16 protein-coding genes are annotated in these 17,354 nt (G+C 71.0%); 9 read left to right on the top strand and 7 right to left on the bottom strand.

The genetic code is table 11. The features are described from left to right. Positions 1–505: 505 nt before the first annotated feature. Entirely contained in the window at positions 506–1,705 is a 1,200-nt protein-coding gene (gene serB, locus ACWDYJ_RS02370) for a phosphoserine phosphatase SerB (RefSeq protein WP_451563559.1), read from the bottom strand. A gap of 7 nt (positions 1,706–1,712) precedes the next feature. Further along, positions 1,713–3,329 carry a streptophobe family protein gene (locus tag ACWDYJ_RS02375; protein ID WP_451563560.1) on the bottom strand — a complete coding sequence of 539 codons (1,617 nt, stop codon included), beginning with the start codon at positions 3,327–3,329 and terminating at the stop codon, positions 1,713–1,715. 230 nt (positions 3,330–3,559) lie between these two features. Here ACWDYJ_RS02375 and ACWDYJ_RS02380 point away from each other — a divergent pair, with 230 nt between their 5' ends. Continuing rightward, a complete protein-coding gene (locus ACWDYJ_RS02380) occupies positions 3,560–6,097 on the top strand; it encodes an FHA domain-containing protein (RefSeq protein ID WP_451563561.1) in 2,538 nt (845 codons plus the stop codon). A 105-nt stretch (positions 6,098–6,202) separates the two neighbouring features. On the opposite strand, the gene ACWDYJ_RS02385 is transcribed toward ACWDYJ_RS02380, so the two are convergent. Beyond that, positions 6,203–6,871 carry a transglycosylase SLT domain-containing protein gene (locus ACWDYJ_RS02385; RefSeq protein WP_451563562.1) on the bottom strand — a complete coding sequence of 223 codons (669 nt, stop codon included), beginning with the start codon at positions 6,869–6,871 and terminating at the stop codon, positions 6,203–6,205. A gap of 473 nt (positions 6,872–7,344) precedes the next feature. Between ACWDYJ_RS02385 and ACWDYJ_RS02390 the strand changes: the two genes are divergently transcribed. The 3 genes from ACWDYJ_RS02390 to ACWDYJ_RS02400 all read left to right on the top strand — a co-directional run bounded on the left by ACWDYJ_RS02390 (position 7,345) and on the right by ACWDYJ_RS02400 (position 9,517). Further along, positions 7,345–8,490: a GAF domain-containing sensor histidine kinase gene (locus tag ACWDYJ_RS02390; protein ID WP_451563563.1), complete on the top strand. Its 1,146-nt coding sequence runs from the start codon at positions 7,345–7,347 to the stop codon at positions 8,488–8,490. Continuing rightward, a complete protein-coding gene (locus tag ACWDYJ_RS02395; RefSeq protein ID WP_451563564.1) occupies positions 8,483–9,133 on the top strand; it encodes a response regulator in 651 nt (216 codons plus the stop codon). Before ACWDYJ_RS02390 ends, ACWDYJ_RS02395 begins: the two co-directional genes overlap by 8 nt. Positions 9,134–9,271: 138 nt before the next feature. Beyond that, a complete protein-coding gene (locus ACWDYJ_RS02400) occupies positions 9,272–9,517 on the top strand; it encodes a chaplin (RefSeq protein ID WP_451563584.1) in 246 nt (81 codons plus the stop codon). Positions 9,518–9,827: 310 nt separating this feature from the next. Here the strand turns inward: ACWDYJ_RS02400 and ACWDYJ_RS02405 are convergent, their stop codons facing one another. Then, complete coding sequence (locus ACWDYJ_RS02405) at positions 9,828–10,613, bottom strand: hypothetical protein (RefSeq protein WP_451563565.1); 786 nt, start codon at positions 10,611–10,613, stop codon at positions 9,828–9,830. Positions 10,614–10,757: 144 nt separating this feature from the next. Here ACWDYJ_RS02405 and ACWDYJ_RS02410 point away from each other — a divergent pair, with 144 nt between their 5' ends. The 4 genes from ACWDYJ_RS02410 (at position 10,758) to ACWDYJ_RS02425 (ending at position 14,024) form a co-directional block, all read left to right on the top strand. Further along, positions 10,758–11,552, top strand: a complete 795-nt coding sequence (locus ACWDYJ_RS02410; RefSeq protein ID WP_451563566.1) for an ABC transporter ATP-binding protein — start codon at positions 10,758–10,760, stop codon at positions 11,550–11,552. Between the two features lie 73 nt (positions 11,553–11,625). After that, positions 11,626–12,054, top strand: coding sequence for an NfeD family protein (locus ACWDYJ_RS02415; RefSeq protein ID WP_451563567.1), 429 nt, complete (start codon positions 11,626–11,628; stop codon positions 12,052–12,054). 108 nt (positions 12,055–12,162) lie between these two features. Next, entirely contained in the window at positions 12,163–13,149 is a 987-nt protein-coding gene (locus tag ACWDYJ_RS02420) for an SPFH domain-containing protein (protein WP_451563568.1), read from the top strand. Positions 13,150–13,253: 104 nt separating this feature from the next. Next, a complete protein-coding gene (locus ACWDYJ_RS02425) occupies positions 13,254–14,024 on the top strand; it encodes a sulfite exporter TauE/SafE family protein (protein ID WP_451563585.1) in 771 nt (256 codons plus the stop codon). A gap of 110 nt (positions 14,025–14,134) precedes the next feature. Here ACWDYJ_RS02425 and ACWDYJ_RS02430 read toward each other — a convergent pair whose 3' ends face one another. From ACWDYJ_RS02430 to ACWDYJ_RS02440, 3 genes are all read right to left on the bottom strand, one after another. Continuing rightward, positions 14,135–14,638, bottom strand: a complete 504-nt coding sequence (locus ACWDYJ_RS02430; RefSeq protein WP_451563569.1) for an HNH endonuclease — start codon at positions 14,636–14,638, stop codon at positions 14,135–14,137. 148 nt (positions 14,639–14,786) lie between these two features. Further along, positions 14,787–15,320: a YbhB/YbcL family Raf kinase inhibitor-like protein gene (locus ACWDYJ_RS02435; protein ID WP_451563570.1), complete on the bottom strand. Its 534-nt coding sequence runs from the start codon at positions 15,318–15,320 to the stop codon at positions 14,787–14,789. A gap of 51 nt (positions 15,321–15,371) precedes the next feature. Beyond that, entirely contained in the window at positions 15,372–16,154 is a 783-nt protein-coding gene (locus tag ACWDYJ_RS02440; protein ID WP_451563571.1) for a sporulation protein, read from the bottom strand. Positions 16,155–16,277: 123 nt separating this feature from the next. Between ACWDYJ_RS02440 and ACWDYJ_RS02445 the strand changes: the two genes are divergently transcribed. Continuing rightward, positions 16,278–16,919, top strand: coding sequence for a DNA-3-methyladenine glycosylase (locus ACWDYJ_RS02445; RefSeq protein WP_451563572.1), 642 nt, complete (start codon positions 16,278–16,280; stop codon positions 16,917–16,919). Positions 16,920–17,354 lie beyond the last annotated feature (435 nt).

A 17,354-nucleotide genomic window follows, 5' to 3' on the forward strand; every position in this document is an offset into this window, starting at 1 on the left:
ACCGGACACCGCGGTCCGCAGATGGCCCACCCCGCTGCTGCCCCGCTGCGCCCCTTTGCCCGGACGCTCGCCGATCTGCCGCTCCACGAGCAGCGCGTGATCGGCCTTCGTGGTCCACCAGGGCCTCCGCCGGCTCGCCGTCCTGCGGGGGGCGCGGCGAGCCGCTCGTACGCCGCCCGCCGGCCCGGCTCCGTCGCCACCGCGAAACCGGCCTTGCCCGGCAGCGACACATACGCCTGCCGCAGGGTGCCCTCCGCGAGCCGCCCGCTCAGCCGCTCCCGCTCCTCGGGGCCCAGCCCGGCGATCGCCCGGGCGCCGCCGTACTCCCCGCGCAGGACAGCGCCGCGATTCGATGTACCGCGCGCACTGCGCACCGCTGCTGCTGCCGAGCACCCGCGGAAGGCGTGGAACTCCGCGGCGGCATACCGTCCGGCGGATGGATCCCGGGCGACGAGCAGCTGCCCGAACCGGACGGACTCAGGCTCCGGCTTGCCGGGTTGCGGCCTCAGGTCAGATCGGCGGCTTCCACTTCCTCGCGCGTGATGCCGAGCAGGTACAGCACCGCGTCCAGGAAGGGCACGTTCACCGCGGTGTGTGCCGCCTCGCGGACCACCGGCTTGGCGTTGAAGGCCACGCCGAGGCCGGCCGCGTTCAGCATGTCGAGGTCGTTGGCGCCGTCGCCGATCGCCACGGTCTGGGACAGCGGCACCCCGGCCTCCGCGGCGAAGCGCCGCAGCAGCCGGGCCTTGCCCGCCCGGTCCACGATCTCGCCCGTGACCTTGCCGGTCAGCTTGCCGTCGACGATCTCCAGGGTGTTGGCCGCGGCGAAGTCCAGGCCGAGCCGTTCCCGCAGGTCGTCCGTCACCTGGGTGAAGCCGCCCGAGACCACGCCCACCTGGTAGCCCAGCAGCTTCAGGGTGCGGATCAGGGTCCGGGCGCCGGGGGTCAGCCGGACCTCGGAGCGGACCTTGTCCACCACCGAGGCGTCCAGCCCCGCCAGCAGCGCGACGCGGGCGTGCAGCGACTGTTCGAAGTCCAGCTCGCCGCGCATGGCCCGCTCGGTCACCTCGGCGACCTCGGCCTCGCAGCCCGCGTGCGCGGCGAAGAGCTCGATGACCTCGTCCTGGATCAGGGTGGAGTCCACGTCCATGACGACCAGCCGCTGGGCCCGGCGGTGCAGCCCGGCCGAGACCACGGCCACGTCGACGCCGATGTGCGCGGCGGCGAGGGCCAGGGCGGTGCGCAGCGGCTCCGTCTCGACGCCGGAGACGGCGAATTCGACCGCGGTCACCGGGTATTTCGCGAGGCGGAAAATGCGGTCGATGTTGCCGCCGGTCGAGGTGATCGTGGCCGCTATGGCGGCCGTGGACTCCGCGGTGAGCGGGTGACCGAGCACGGTGACATGTGAACGTCCACTGCCACGTGGCCGGTTGTCACCGGTACCGGAAAGGATCTCGGCCTGGAGCTTGAGCGATTCGGCCCAGCTGTGGACGGTGGCCCGCAGCTCGCCCTCCGTGCCGCCGACGGGCTGGGTGACGAGGGCGCACAGGACGATGCGGCCGCGGGTGACGACCTGCTCGATGTCGACGACATCGACGGAGTAGGCGGCGAGGGTGTCGAACAGCCCGGCGGTGATCCCGGGACGGTCCTTGCCGAAGATCTTGACGAGGAGGGTGGGGACGTCGGAGGTCTGCGAAGCGCTCATGGTGACCTCACCGTATCTTCCCCGCCCCCAGGACAGGACCCCCGTCCCACCTCTTGAACGCGCCGCCGCCTCTTCTCGACGCGCGGCTCGCACGACTCGGCCCCGGCGTGGCCACGCCGCCGCCCTCGGCCGGCGGCGTGGCCCTCGCCCCGGTCAGCCGCCCCACGTCACCGGAGGCGGCGGTGGAGGAGGGGGCGGCGTGAACGGTGGTCGGCGGGGCGGCCTCGGCGGGCGGGGCGGGATGCCGGTGACCGTCACGTCCCAGGAGACGTCCGGGCCCGCGTACGGCTCCCGGGGCGGTGGGCCGCCCCCCCGGATCGCGCGGGGGCACGGGCCCCACAGGCCGCCCGGGACCCCGCCCCCGCCCGGCCAGGGCAGCCGCGCCCACCGCGCCCGCCACCGCCCCCCACGCGGCCCCGAGCAGCAGCCCGTACAGCGCCCGCCCCCGCAGCTCCACCCCGGCGTCGACCGCGTCCACCCCCAGCACCGCGAGCGACGCGTCGGCCGACACCCCCGTCAGCCACACCAGCCCCGCCAGCGTCACTCCGGTCACCGCTCCCAGCCGCGCCGCGCAGCCCGCGATCCCGCGCCCGGGAGTCCGTACGGCCGCCAGCAGGCCAGCGGCGAGCAGCAGCAGCCCCGCACCCGCCACCAGCAGCCAGGCCCGCCCGTCGTACTCCGCGAGCCGGGCCACCGTCACCGGTTCCCGCGCCGACGCCCCCAGCAGTTCGTCCAGCGGATCGGGCAGCAGCCGCCCGAACCCGCCCTCGGCCCGGCCCCGGAACGGCACGAACAACCCGAGCAGCACCCCCACCCAGCTCCCGTTCGGCGCTCCCAGCAGCGCGGCGCCCATCACCCGCCGAGGCTGGTCGTCACCCAGTGCCGCCCACACCGCCGCGGCCAGCCCGGCGGCCACCGCCACCAGCAGCGCCACCACCACCGCCGAGACCGCCGGCCGCAGCCGGGCCCACGCCGCCGGACCGCGCCGTGAGGCGAGCAGCGCCAGCGCCAGCACCGCCGCCACCCAAACCCCCGCGCCCAGCAGCGTCGGCCCGAGGTCCACCGAGAAGCCCACCCGAGCCCGCGCCTCGATCAGGTCCCCGACCCGGTCCGGGAGCAGCCCGCCGATGTCCCCGATCCCCGGTATCTCCACCTTCACCGGAGGCCGGGGCAGGGGCACGGGCACGGGCAGCCGCGCCCCGTCGAGGGTGACGACGTCGTGCCCGGCCCGGGCCAACCCGCCCACCGTGCCGGTGAACAGCGCGGCCACCACCGCCACCCGGGCGGTGAGTTCACCGCCGCCCGCCCCGGCCGGCACCGACCGCAGGAACAGGCACCCCAGCACCAGCGCCCCCGCGAGCCCGACCCCCAAGGGCATGACGTCCAGCGAGGTCTCCGCCCCCGCCCCGCCCACCCCGAAGACGGTCAGATCCCCGGACGGCGTCACCGACCCGCCCACAGCCAGCACCACCACGGCCGCCGTCATCGCCCCCAGGGATCCGCCCGCCGCGTCGGCGCCGAGCAGGTGCAACCCCAGCGCGGCGACCCCCGCCATCACCACCAGCGACCACCCCACGGCGGCGACACCGGACAGCAGCACCTCTCCCCAACGAATGCGGCGCATGCGGTGACCCCCGATGACTACCGATCGGTACGCGAGGGGACGCCCGGGTGAGAAGTCCCGTATCTCACTCTCCGGGTGGCTTTCGACCCCGTCAACGGGCAGACGTAGACGGCTCCGCAAGGCCCCGATTCCACATGTGGCCGCAGGCCTGAAATAGTTCCCCCGGATGTTCGCCATCCCTAGACTCCCTGACGTCAGGGGGATTCTCGGGGGACCTAAGTGGGGCTGGAGTGCCGGAACTCGTACTGGAATTGAATGGAAGGACCTGGACGCTCGATTCGTCCAGGTCGTACTCGTTGGGGCGTGATCCCCAGGGAGACGTGGTGATCGATGACGCCAGGGTGTCGTGGCGGCACGCCACCATCAGCTGGAACGGCCGGGGTTGGGGCATCGAGGACCACGGCAGCACCAACGGCACCTACGTGCACGGTGCGCGGGTCCAGCAGACCGAGCTCGTGCCCGGCACGCCGGTCCACCTGGGCAACGCGACCGACGGCCCGCGGCTGAATCTGAGCGCTGTCGCGGCTCAGCACCCGGCGGTGGCCCAGTCACACGGACAGGCGCACGGGCAGGCGCACGGGCAGGCGCACGGGCAGGCCCACGGACAGGCTCCGGCCTACCAGGCGCCGGTCCAGCAGCAGCCCGCCTGGGACCAGCAGCACCAACAGCACCAGCAGCAGGCACACCAAGCCCAGCAGCCGCACGTGCCGCAGCAGCAGGGCGGTCAAGCGCAGGCCGCGGCCCCGGGCTACAGCGACCACCGCAGCCCGACGACGTTCCACCAGCTCTCGCTGGGCCACGTCATGCGGATCGGTCGTGCGCTGGAGAACGAGCTGGTGGTCTCCGACCTCCAGGTCTCCCGCCACCACGCCGAGTTCCGCTCGATGCCGGGCGGCCGGTTCGAGATCCACGACCTCGGCAGCCACAACGGCACCTACGTCAACGGTCAGGCGCTCCCCAAGTCCGGCACGGCGCTGCTCGGCCCGAACGACATCGTCGGCGTCGGCCACTCGACGTTCCGGATCGTCGGCGACCGCCTCGAGGAGTTCGTCGACACCGGCGAGGTCTCCTTCTCGGCCCGCCACCTCACGGTCACGGTCGACGGCGGCAAGCAGATCCTCAAGGACGTCACCTTCGGCGTCCCGGAGAAGTCGCTGATCGGCGTCATCGGCCCCTCCGGCTCCGGCAAGTCGACGCTCCTGAAGGCACTGACCGGCTACCGGCCCGCCGACCAGGGCGATGTCCTCTACGACAACCGCAACCTGTACAAGCAGTTCGCGGAGCTCCGCCAGCGCATCGGCCTGGTCCCGCAGGACGACATCCTGCACAAGGAGCTGCGGGTGCGCACGGCCCTCAAGTACGCGGCCAAGCTGCGCTTCCCCGGCGACACCGCCGAGTCCGAGCGCGCCGCCCGTGTCGACGAGGTGCTGCGCGAGCTCAAGCTCGACATCCACAAGGACAAGAAGATCACCGCGCTCTCGGGTGGTCAGCGCAAGCGCGTGTCCGTGGCACTGGAGCTGCTCACCAAGCCGTCGCTGATCTTCCTGGACGAGCCGACCTCCGGCCTCGACCCGGGCATGGACCGCGATGTCATGCAGCTGCTGCGCGGCCTCGCCGACGACGGCCGCACGGTCCTCGTCGTCACCCACTCGGTCGCCGAGCTGGCCATCTGCGACAAGCTGCTGGTCATGGCCCCGGGCGGGTCCGTCGCCTACTTCGGCCCGCCGGACGACGCGCTGAACTTCTTCGGCTACACCACCTGGGCCGACGTGTTCTCCGCCTTCGAGAACTACCGCGACTACGACTGGGCCGGCCGCTGGAAGGGCTCGCAGCACTACCAGCTCTACGCCGCCGACATCGACGCGGTGGCCCCGCAGTCGGTCGCGATGCCGTCTCCGCAGCAGATGCGCCCGCCCAAGCCGCAGGGCTGGGGCTCGCAGCTCTGGACGCTGATCCGCCGCTACGTGTCGGTGATCGCCTCCGACAAGGGCTTCATCGGCCTGATGCTGATCCTGCCCGCGGTCCTGGGCGTGGTCTCCACGGTCATCCCCGCGAAGTTCGGCCTGGCTCCGCCCGTGGCGCCGTCCCGCTTCAACGGCGACGCCGGCACGATCATGCTGATCCTCGCCGTCGGCATGTGCTTCTCCGGCGCCGCGAACTCGGTCCGTGAGCTGATCAAGGAACGCGTGATCTACGAGCGTGAGCGCGCGACCGGCCTGTCCCGGTCGGCGTATCTCATGTCAAAGGTGATCGTGCTCGGTGTCATCACGGCCATCCAAGGCGTGATCATCTGCGGGATCGGCTTCTTCCCGCGCGAGCTGCCCGCCGAGGGCCTGCTGATGCCGCCGACCGTGGAGATCTGCCTGTCGGTCATCGCGCTCGGCTTCACCTCGATGATGTTCGGCCTGGTCATCTCCTCGCTGGTGAAGACCGCCGAGAAGACGATGCCGCTGCTCGTGATGTTCGCGATCGTCCAGGTCGTCTTCACCGGCATCCTCTTCCAGGTGTACGACTCCCCGGGCCTGGAGCAGTTCGCCTGGCTGATGCCGTCCCGCTGGGCCATCGCCGCCGCCGGCACCACGCTGAACCTCGGCCAGCTCATGCCGCCGTGGGACGCCGACAACCCGACCAACACCGACCCGCTCTGGGACGCCACGGTCGGCCAGTGGAGCCTGAACATCACCATTCTGCTGCTGCTCGGCATCGCCTGCGGCTTCGCGGTGGCGCGCCTGCTGCGCCGCCACGAGCCCGAGGTCATGCGTAAGTAGCCCTCAGCGGGCACGGTACGCACGAACGCCTCAGGGCGGCACCCGGAAGTCCGGGGGCCGCCCTGAGGCGCGTGGGGGGCTTGTGGGGCTCGTGACGCCAGAGGCCTAGTAGGCGCTGTTGACGTTGTCCATCGAGCCGTAGCGGTCGGCCGCGTAGTTGCAGGCGGCGACGATGTTGGCGACCGGGTCGTACTGGTCGAACTTGGTGCCCTTGACGTGGTACGCCTTGAAGGTCGGGTAGATGACCTGGAGCAGACCCTTGCTGGGGATGCCGTTCTGGGCGTTGATGTCCCAGTTGTTGATCGCCATCGGGTTGCCGCTGGACTCGCGCATGATGTTCTTGTGGATCCCCTGGTACGAGCCCGGGATGCCTTCCTTCTTCATGATGAAGAGGGCTTCCTTGATCCAGCCGTCCAGGTTGTTCGCGAAGACCGGGGCGCGGGTCGCGGAACGGCTCGCGGCCGCCTTCTGCTCGCGGGCCTTCTTCGCGGCCGCCTCGGCCTTCGCCTTGGCCTCGGCCTTCGCCTTCGCGGCGTCCGCTTCCTTCGCCTTCTTCTGCGCGACGGCCTGCTGCGCGCCGATGTGCTGCTGGACCGACTGGGTCCAGGCCACCGGAGCGGCGGAGATCGTTTCCGTCTTCGCGACGGCGACGGCGGCGTCGGCCGGGACGAGGGAGAAGGCGAGGGCGGCGGCGCTGAGCGTGGCGACACCGGCGATGGACAGCTTGTGTGCCTTCGTCAGACGACTGTGACCGGGAGTGCTGGAAGCAGACATGGCGGGGCAACCTCTTCGAATAGCGGGGGCCGCAGGAAGGCGCCGCGAGGATCCGGGATCCAGCGGCGCTGTGCGACGTCGACATTCTTAGCGGTGGCAAAAACCTGTGGCAAAGGTGTGACGTACGAAGCTGCTTAGTGGATCAGCACCCCCCGACGTGACTGCTTTTCAGGCCTGGCGTCTAGGCGCGTCAGTGCCGACACTGTCCTTATTCGTCCACTAGGCACCTTCGTAAGTGATCTGGGTCCTATGTGCGGGGTCACATCGGCCACGTAACAGTCTCACCCAGAGTTGCACTCGCAATGCTCTGTGTGACTGCCGTCAACCTTCCGGACGAGGCGGGCCCCGGCAGCCCTCATCCTCAGGGCAGAGACGGGGGCCCCACCGCCCTCCCTCCGCCGTACGCCCGAGGTCCGCGGCCCTACGTCCAACGCCCGATCCCGCAGGTCAGGCCCGCCGGTACGGTGGCCCCCATGCACAACGGACCCTGTACGGGACTGGCGGCCGTCAGCACCGCCCTGCTTTCCATGAGCCGCCGGCTCGAGGTCCAGGACGTCCTGCGCACCATCGTGGCCTCGGCCCGCGAGCTCCTGGACGCGCAGTACGCGGCCCTGGGCGTCCCGGACGACCACGGGGGTTTCGCCCAGTTCGTCGTGGAGGGCATCAGCGAGGAGGAATGGCGCCGGATCGGCCCGCTGCCCCGCCAGCACGGCATCCTCGCCGCGATGCTCCACCAGGACACCGCCGAGCGGCTGGCCGACGTACGACAGGACCCGCGCTTCGGCGGCTGGCCCGCCGCCCACCCCGAGATGTCGGACTTCCTGGGCATGCCGATCCGGGACGGCGAGGAGACCCTCGGCGCCCTCTTCCTCGCGAACAAGCAGAGCGCCCCGGGCGGCGGGCACGCCTTCACCGACGAGGACGAGGAGCTGCTCTCCCTCCTCGCCCAGCACGCGGCCATCGCCCTGACCAACGCGCGCCTCTACGAGCGCAGCCGCGAGCTGACGATCGCCGAGGAGCGCTCCCGGCTCGCCCATGAGCTGCACGACGCCGTCAGCCAGAAGCTGTTCTCGCTCCGCCTCACCGCGCAGGCCGCCGCCGCCCTCGTGGACCGCGATCCGGCCCGCGCCAAGGGCGAACTCCAGCAGGTCGCGCTGCTCGCCGCCGAGGCCGCCGACGAACTGCGCGCCGCCGTGACCGAACTACGGCCGACCGCGCTGGACGAGGACGGCCTCGTCGCGACCCTGCGCAACCACGTCCGCGTACTGGACCGCGCTCACACGGCACACGTCACTTTCACGTGTGACGGTGTACGGGCCCTCCCCGCGGGCCAGGAAGAGGCACTCCTGCGCGTCGCCCAGGAGGCCCTCCACAACGCCCTGCGCCACTCCGGGGCGGACCGCGTCGAGGTCACGCTGGCCCGGACCCCCGGCGGCGGAGCCGTCCTGCGCGTCCGTGACCGGGGACGGGGCTTCTCCCCCTCCACGGTCCGCAAGGCCGGCCGCCACCTCGGCCTGGTCTCCATGCGGGACCGGGCGAGCGGGACCGGAGGCCGGCTCGAGGTCCGCTCGGAGCCCGGTACGGGCACCACGATCGAGATGGAGGTCCCCGGTGGCTGATGTTCCCCTCCGCATCCGCGTCCTGCTGGTCGACGACCACCAGGTGGTCCGGCGCGGCCTGCGCACCTTCCTCGAGGTCCAGGAGGACATCGAGGTGGTCGGCGAGGGCGGCGACGGGGAGGAAGGCATCGCGCGCGCCGAGGAACTGCGGCCCGACGTGATCCTGATGGACGTCAAGATGCCGGGCACCGACGGCATCGAGGCCCTGCGGCGCCTGCGGGAGCTGGCGAACCCGGCGCGGGTCCTGATCGTCACCAGCTTCACGGAACAGCGGACCGTGGTCCCCGCCCTGCGGGCCGGCGCGGCCGGATACGTCTACAAGGACATCGCCCCCGACGCCCTGGCCGCCGCCATCCGCTCGGTGCACGCCGGCCACGTGCTGCTCCAGCCGGAGGTGGCCGAGGCCCTGCTGGCCCAGGACGACCAGCCCTCGTCCGCGGGCCGTTCCGGCACGCTGACCGACCGCGAACGCGAGGTGCTGACCCTCATCGCGGACGGCCGCTCCAACCGCGAGATCGCCCGGGCCCTGGTGCTGTCCGAGAAGACGGTCAAGACCCACGTGTCGAACATCCTGATGAAGCTGGACGTCTCCGACCGGACGCAGGCCGCTTTGTGGGCGGTCAGGCACGGAATCACGGAGTAATCGGACCGTCTGCTTCCGGTCTGAGATTCATACGGTCGGGTGTATGTAGCCCACATGGCGTATCCCGACGGCCGGTCGGCCGTTCTCCATGGCGTGCCGCGGCGGCTGGTCGCGGCAGACGTACTGGAGGACGAGAACGTGAAGAACTTCAAGAAGGCCGCAGCCGTCACCATGATCGCGGGCGGCCTCGTCGCCGCCGGTGCCGGTGTCTCCTCGGCGCACAGCGGTGCGTCGGCGGAGGGCGCGGCCCTGAACTCGCCCGGCGTGGCCTCCGGGAACCTGCTCCAGGCTCCCGTGCACGTCCCCGTGAACGTGGTCGGCAACACCGTCAACGTGATCGGCCTGCTCAACGGCGCCTTCGGCAACACGGGCGTCAATTCCTGACGCGCCCCTCGCACCCGTCCTGACGTGGGCCTCGCTGCGCCGGTCCCCTTCCTGACGCGGGCCCTCGCACTGCTCCGCAGGCTTCGGCCCGCTGCGCCGGACTCCGTCCGTCGGTGGCCGGGCGGCAGCCGGGGTCTGTGCGGCAGTGCACTCACGCCGGCCCCGCTTCCCCCCTCTCCCCGGGAAGCGGGGCCGCCCGCACAACCGAGCCGCGCCGGCGATCGAGGCGCGGGGTCCGGGGCGGAGTCCCAGGTTGCCGCGCAGCGGCACTGCCTGGACGCCACGGCCCCGCCCCCGCCCCGGACAGGACCTAGCGGTCGCGCTCCCGCTCCTCGACGGCCGAGTTGTACGCCGCGACCAGCGCCCGCCGAGCGACCCGCTCCACCGGCCGCAGCGCCTCCGCCCGCGCCGCCATCTCCGAGGCGGCCACCGCACCCCCGTGCCCGTTCTCGTACGCCAGCGACACCATCAGGTCCACCCGCTGCGCCAGCGCCAGCACCCGCACGGCCCGCGCCGGATACCCCGGCGCCAGCGCCTCCCGCCCCGCCTCCGTCCGTGCCCGGTACGCCGACAGCGCAGCCTCCGCCACCGGCCCCGACCCCGCCACGTCCAGCCGGGTCAGCACCACCACCGCCTCGCGCAGCGCCTCCGCCAGCTCCCGCTCCGCCTCCCCGAGCGACGGGACGTCCGCCGGCGGGGCCTCCCGTACCGGCAGGCAGTGCCAGGTCACCGAGACGTGCACGTCACCCGCCGGCCCGGCCTCCACCACCTCCGGCACCAGCCCCAGAGCCGCCCCCACGGCGACGACCGCCTCCTCGGCGTCCAGCGCCCGCGCGTTGAACTCCGGCGGCCCGCTCAGCCCCAGCGGATGCCCCGGCGCCGGGAGCGCCAGCCGCAGCCCGCTCACCCCGAGTGCCCGCATCCGTCCGAGGGCCAGCGTGAGCCCGACCGGCCCCGATTCCCCCGGCAGCCCGGCGACCCGGTGCACGGCGTCCTCGCCGACGATCGACGACGCGGCTTCGTCGGGCGAGACCAGACCGGCCAGCAGAGCGTTCCCCCAGGCGGCCAGCCGCCCTGAACGTGGTTCGAAAAGCATCCCCCTACTTTACGGATCCGGCCCGGCGCCAGGCCCCGGCCCCGGACCCGTCCCCGAGTGGCGTAGGTTTTCCCCTGGGGCTGCGCCTGCCGGCGCACAGAGAACCGTGACTGCAACGTGACTGCAAGGGGTGACAACACGCTCATGAGCGATGTTCTGGAGCTGGTGGACGTATCCGTGGTCCGCGAGGGCCGGGCTCTGGTGGACCAGGTCTCCTGGTCGGTGAAGGAGGGGGAGCGCTGGGTGATCCTCGGCCCCAACGGCGCCGGCAAGACCACGCTGCTGAACCTCGCCTCCAGCTACCTCTTCCCGACCAAGGGCGCCGCCACCATCCTCGGCAGCACCCTCGGCAAGGTGGACGTCTTCGAGCTGCGCCCCCGCATCGGCGTCGCCGGTATCGCGATGGCCGACAAGCTGCCCAAGCGGCAGACCGTCCTGCAGACCGTGCTCACCGCCGCCTACGGCATGACCGCGACCTGGCAGGAGGAGTACGAGGACATCGACGAGCAGCGTGCCCGCGCGTTCCTCGACCGCCTGGGCATGACGGACTACCTCGACCGCAAGTTCGGCACGCTCTCGGAGGGCGAACGCAAGCGCACCCTGATCGCCCGTGCCCTGATGACCGACCCCGAGCTGCTGCTCCTCGACGAGCCCGCCGCCGGTCTGGACCTCGGAGGCCGCGAGGACCTCGTACGCCGTCTCGGCCGTCTCGCCCGCGACCCGCTCGCCCCCTCCATGGTCATGGTCACGCACCACGTCGAGGAGATCGCCCCCGGGTTCACACACGTCCTGATGATCCGTCAGGGCAAGGTCGTCACCGCCGGTCCGATCGACCTCGAACTGACCTCGCGCAACCTCTCCGTCTGCTTCGGCCTCCCGCTGGTCGTCGAGCGCAACGGCAACGACCGCTGGACCGCTCAGGGCCTCCCCCTGGGCTGACAGGGCTCGTTCGGCGGCCGGTACGGCCGTCCGCGCCCTGTCCTGACCGTGTCACCCGACCTACCATGACCATGTGGACATCGACGCATGGGTGTGGTGGCTCATCGGCGCGGTCGGACTGGGCATCCCCCTCGTCCTGACCGCCCTTCCGGAGTTCGGCATGTTCGCCGTCGGCGCGGTGGCGGCGGCCGTCACGGCGGCCTTCGGCGGGGGAGTGGTGGCCCAGGTCCTGGTCTTCGCGATCGTGTCGGTGGCGCTCATCGCCGTCGTCCGGCCGATCGCCAACCGCCACCGCGACCAACGCCCCCAACACCGCAGCGGAATCGACGCGTTGAAGGGCAGGAGCGCCGTCGTCCTCGAACGCGTCGACGGCAGCGGCGGCCGCATCAAGCTCGCCGGCGAGATCTGGTCGGCGCGGACGCTCGACGCGGACAGCACTTTCGAGCCGGGCCAGTCCGTCGACGTCGTCGACATCGACGGAGCGACCGCGGTCGTCATGTGAACCGTTCCGCGCCGTTCATGTGACGAAGCAGCCGACCCGCGGCCCCGGGGTCTGCGAGACTCCGCTCAACGGGGCAGCACAGACAGCCGGAAGGGCACGGGGAACCGCATGCAACCGATCATCATCGTCCTGATCATCCTGGTGGTTCTGGTCTTCATCGCCCTGGTCAAGACGATCCAGGTGATCCCACAGGCCAGCGCGGCCATCGTCGAGCGCTTCGGCCGCTACACCCGCACGCTCAACGCGGGCCTCAACATCGTCGTCCCGTTCATCGATTCGATCCGCAACCGGATCGACCTCCGCGAACAGGTCGTCCCCTTCCCGCCGCAGCCCGTCATCACCCAGGACAACCTGGTCGTCAACATCGACACCGTCATCTACTACCAGGTGACCGACGCCCGCGCCGCGACGTACGAGGTGGCCAGCTACATCCAGGCCATCGAGCAGCTCACCGTCACCACGCTGCGCAACATCATCGGCGGCATGGACCTGGAGCGGACCCTCACCTCCCGCGAGGAGATCAACGCCGCCCTGCGCGGGGTCCTCGACGAGGCCACCGGCAAGTGGGGCATCCGCGTCAACCGCGTCGAGCTCAAGGCCATCGAGCCGCCGACCTCCATCCAGGACTCGATGGAGAAGCAGATGCGCGCCGACCGCGACAAGCGCGCCACCATCCTTGAGGCCGAGGGTGTCCGCCAGTCCCAGATCCTGCGCGCCGAAGGTGAGAAGCAGTCCTCCATCCTGCGCGCCGAAGGTGACGCCAAGGCCGCCGCCCTGCGCGCCGAGGGCGAGGCGCAGGCCATCCGTACGGTCTTCGAGTCCATCCACGCCGGCGACGCCGACCAGAAGCTCCTCGCCTACCAGTACCTCCAGATGCTGCCGAAGCTCGCCGAAGGCGACGCCAACAAGCTCTGGATCGTGCCCAGCGAGATCGGAGACGCGCTCAAGGGCCTCTCGGGCGCCATGGGCAACTTCGGCCCCATGGCCGGCGGTCCGAGCGGCTTCAACCCGCAGAACCAGGGCAAGGGCGGCAACGACAGCGGAACCGGCGCCGGCAACAGCCCGGACCGCCGCGAACAGCCCCCCATCGACTGAGGCCGCCGCCCGTCGTGCATGATCGGTGAGGCCCCTCGACCTTCATGGCGGGGAGGCGACTCACCCACACAAGGGGGATGGCTCCGTCCATGTCCACGTATGCGATGTCGGTCTGGGAATCAGCCGCGGTCTTCGCCGCCGGAATCGGCGCCGGCACCATCAACACCATCGTCGGTTCCGGCACGCTGATCACTTTCCCGGTCCTCCTCGCCACCGGCCTGCCCCCGGTGACCGCCAACGTCTCCAACACCCTCGGCCTGGTGCCCGGTTCCCTCAGTGGAGCCATCGGCTACCGCAAGGAGCTCAGGGGCCAGCACGGCCGCGTCCTGCGACTCGGCGCCGTCTCCCTCGTCGGCGGCCTCGCGGGCGCAGTCCTGCTCCTGACCCTGCCCTCGGAGTCCTTCGACACGATCGTGCCCGTCCTGATCGGCTTGGCCCTCGTGCTCGTCGTCCTCCAGCCCCGGCTCGCCGCGGCCCTGCGCCGCCGACGCGAAGCCGCCGGAACCGACACGCCCCACCCCGACGGCGGCCCGGCGCTGCTCTCCGGCATGCTGCTCTCCAGCGCGTACGGAGGCTACTTCGGGGCTGCCCAAGGCGTGCTTTACCTCGGCCTCATGGGCCTGCTGCTCCACGAGGACCTGCAACGGGTCAACGCCGTCAAGAACGTCGTGTCCGCCCTCGTCAACGGCATCGCGGCGGTCTTCTTCCTCTTCGTCGCCGACTTCGCCTGGACGGCGGTCCTCCTCATCGCCGTCGGCTCCACCATCGGCGGCCAGATCGGCGCCAAGGTCGGCCGCCGCCTCCCGCCCACCGTCCTGCGCGCCGTGATCGTGGTGGTCGGCACCCTCGCGATCGTCCAGTTGCTGCTCCGCTGAGCGACGTAGAAGAGATACGTCGCCCAGCGCAGCCGCGTGCATCACACGAAGCGGCGGTACGGGCCGGCGCGGCCGGGTGGCGACGGCCGGGCGGCGACGGCCGGGCGGGATTAGGCGGAACGCTCCAACCACTCGGGCAGCGCCTCACGCCCGCCCACCCCCAGCGCGAGCAGCATCGCGTCCGCCGGAGACGGCATGAACGGCTTCCGCAGGAGCGGCATACCCGCCTCCTCCGGAGTCCGCGCCGCCTTGCGGTGGTTGTCCTCGGCGCAGGAGGCCACCGTGTTCAACCAGGTGTCCCCACCCCCCTGGGCCCGCGGCAGTACGTGGTCCACGGTCGTCGCGCGTTTCCCGCAGTACGCGCACCGGTGCTGGTCCCTGACCAGCACCCCCCTCCGTGACCAGGGCGCGTGTCTTCGGAAGGGCACCCGTACGTACCTGCAGAGCCTGATCACCCGGGGCATCGGAAGATCCATCGTGGCCGCGCGCACACGCAGCTCGGGATGCGACTGTTCGACCACGGCCTTGTCCTGGAGCACCAGGACCACCGCCCGGTTCAGGGTCACCGTCGACAGCGGCTCGAAGCTCGCGTTCAGCACCAGCGTGTCCCGCATCTCGCCCACCTCCCGTGTGCAGGCCCGCGACCACCCTGGCGGCAAGGCCCGCGACCACTCTGGCCGCGCGCGCCACGCGGGACAACGCAATAAAAATGCCCGGTCCTGGCCGTCTTTAGACCAGGACCGGGCAAACGCCCGGAGAAGATCAGCCCCTCGGCTCCTCGTACTCACCGATCAGCTGGGCCCGCCCCAGGGCGTGGAAACGCAGATTGAACCCGACCGCGGCGGGAGACGCGTCGCTGTCCGGCCCGAGCTTCTCCTGGTCCACCGCGTACACGGTGAAGACGTACCGGTGCCGCTCCCCGGCCGGCGGAGCCGCCCCGCCGAAGTCCCGCGTCCCGTAGTCGTTCCGCGCGTGCACGACCCCGGCCGGCAGCCCCTCGAACTTCCCGTTGCCCGCCCCGGCCGGCAGCTCGGTGACCGAGACCGGCAGATCGAAGAGCACCCAGTGCCAGAACCCGCTGCCCGTCGGAGCGTCCGGGTCGAAGCACGTCACGGCGAAGCTCTTCGTCCCCTCGGGAAAGCCCTCCCACCGCAGATGCGGCGAGACGTTCCCGCCCGACTTCGACTGGGCCGCGCCCAGCTCCGCCCCCGGCTCCAGATCGTCACTCACCACGGAGAACGCGGGAACCTCCGGGTGGAAGTCGTGCGGGAGCGGCGCCCTCTTCTGCTCAACCACTGCTGAACCTCCTGATCGCGTACGCGTACCGGCCCGACCCTAGGGCTTCGTCTAGAGCCAGTTGCGCTGCGAACCGACGGAGGCGATCCACTGGTTCAGGTACGCCGCCCAGTCCGTCCCCTGGTAGGACTGCAGACCCACCTGGAAGCAGCGGTAGGTGTCGCTGCCCTCGCTGAACAGCCCCGGCTTCTTGTCCATCTCCAGGACGACGTCCATCTCGCGCCCGTCGGAGACGAAGGTCAGCTCGACCTGGTTCAGCCCCCGGTACTGCGACGGCGGCAGGAACTCGATCTCCTGGTAGAAGGGCAGCGTCTGCCGCGTCCCGCGGATGTGCCCCCGCTCCATGTCCGCGGCACGGAAGGTGAAGCCCAGCTGCTGGAACGCGTCGAGGATCGCCTGCTGCGCCGGCACCGGATGCACATTGATCGGGTCGAGGTCACCGGCGTCGACCGCGCGCGCGATCTCCAGCTCGGTGCTGACCCCGATGTTCATGCCGTGCAGCTGGCGACCGCCGAAGTGGGTGATCGGCGTCTCCCACGGAATCTCCAGCCCGAACGGCACCACGTGCAGCGCACCGGCCTGCACCTGGAACGCACCACCGAGGCGCTGCTTGGTGAAGACGACGTCCTGCTTGTACTCCTGGTCGTTGCCCTCCACCTCCACACGCGCCTGGAGCCCGACGGACAGCCCCTCGATCTGCTGATCCACGGACCCGCCCTGGATCCGCACCTCGCCCTGGACGATCCCGCCCGGCACGACGTTCGGCTCGGTGATGACCGTGTCCACCGAAGCACCGCCGGCACCCAGGCTTGCGAACAGCTTCCTGAACCCCATGCTCAAAACTCCCCTTGAAGGCCCTTAGTCGAAAGTAGTGGCGACGATGCCGCGACTACCCCTTACCAACGCGGAACCTTAGGTCCCGGTTGCAGGGGTACGCGCTCCAGTACGCTCGACCGGATGAGCGCGCGCCCCGACCGTACGCCCCTGCCCCGGTCCTTCTTCGACCGCCCGGTCCTCACCGTGGCCCCGGACCTCCTCGGCCGCACCCTGGTCCGCCGCACGGCGGAGGGCTCCATCGAACTGCGCATCACGGAGGTGGAGGCCTACGAGGGCGCGGCCGACCCCGGCTCCCACGCCTACCGCGGGCGCACCGCCCGCAACGCATCGATGTTCGGACCGCCCGGACACGCGTACGTCTACTTCATCTACGGCATGTGGTTCAGCCTCAACCTGGTGTGCGGCCCGCCGGACCACGCGAGCGGTGTGCTGCTGCGCGCGGGCGAGGTCATCCTGGGCGCTGATCTTGCCGCCAAACGCCGACTTTCGGCCAGAAACCCCCGCGAACTGGCCAAGGGTCCGGCGCGTCTGGCCACCGCCCTGGATGTGGACCGCTCCCTGGACGGCGTGGACCTCTGCGCGGGCCCCGATTCCCCCCTGTCCCTCCTCGCCGGCACCGCCATCCCGCCCGACCTGGTGAGCAGTGGCCCCCGCACTGGAGTGGGCGGCGCCGGCGCCACCCACCCCTACCGCTTCTGGATCACCGACGACCCGACGGTCAGCCCGTACCGCGCCCACGCACCACGCCGCCGGGCAACTTGACTCTGCTTGGGCGGACGCCTAATGTAGCCCGAGCCACTTGAACGGGGCACTGCCTTCAGCAGACCCCCAGAGCGGCCAAACCACTACCTACGACTTACCCCTGGCGGGGTCCTATTCGGCGTTCCCGAATCCCCCGCCTCCCGGCCCGATTATGAGCCGCAGGGGTAAAGCGCTAACGTAGAGGAGCGCCGAAAGGCACAGACCCTTCCGACGGTCACCGAATTCAAATCCAAGCCATTGCGACTTTCGAGAAGCAAGGCACGGAAATGATCTGGTAGAGTCGGGATCGCCGGAAAGGGAAAACGCGAAAGCGAAGACCTGGAAAGCTAGCGGGACTGACTCTGATAGAGTCGGAAACGCAAGAACAGAACAGAACGAAAGCCCGGAGGAAAACCCGCGAGGGTGAGTACAAAGGAAGCGTCCGTTCCTTGAGAA

This window comes from Streptomyces sp. NPDC003042 (genome assembly GCF_053591315.1).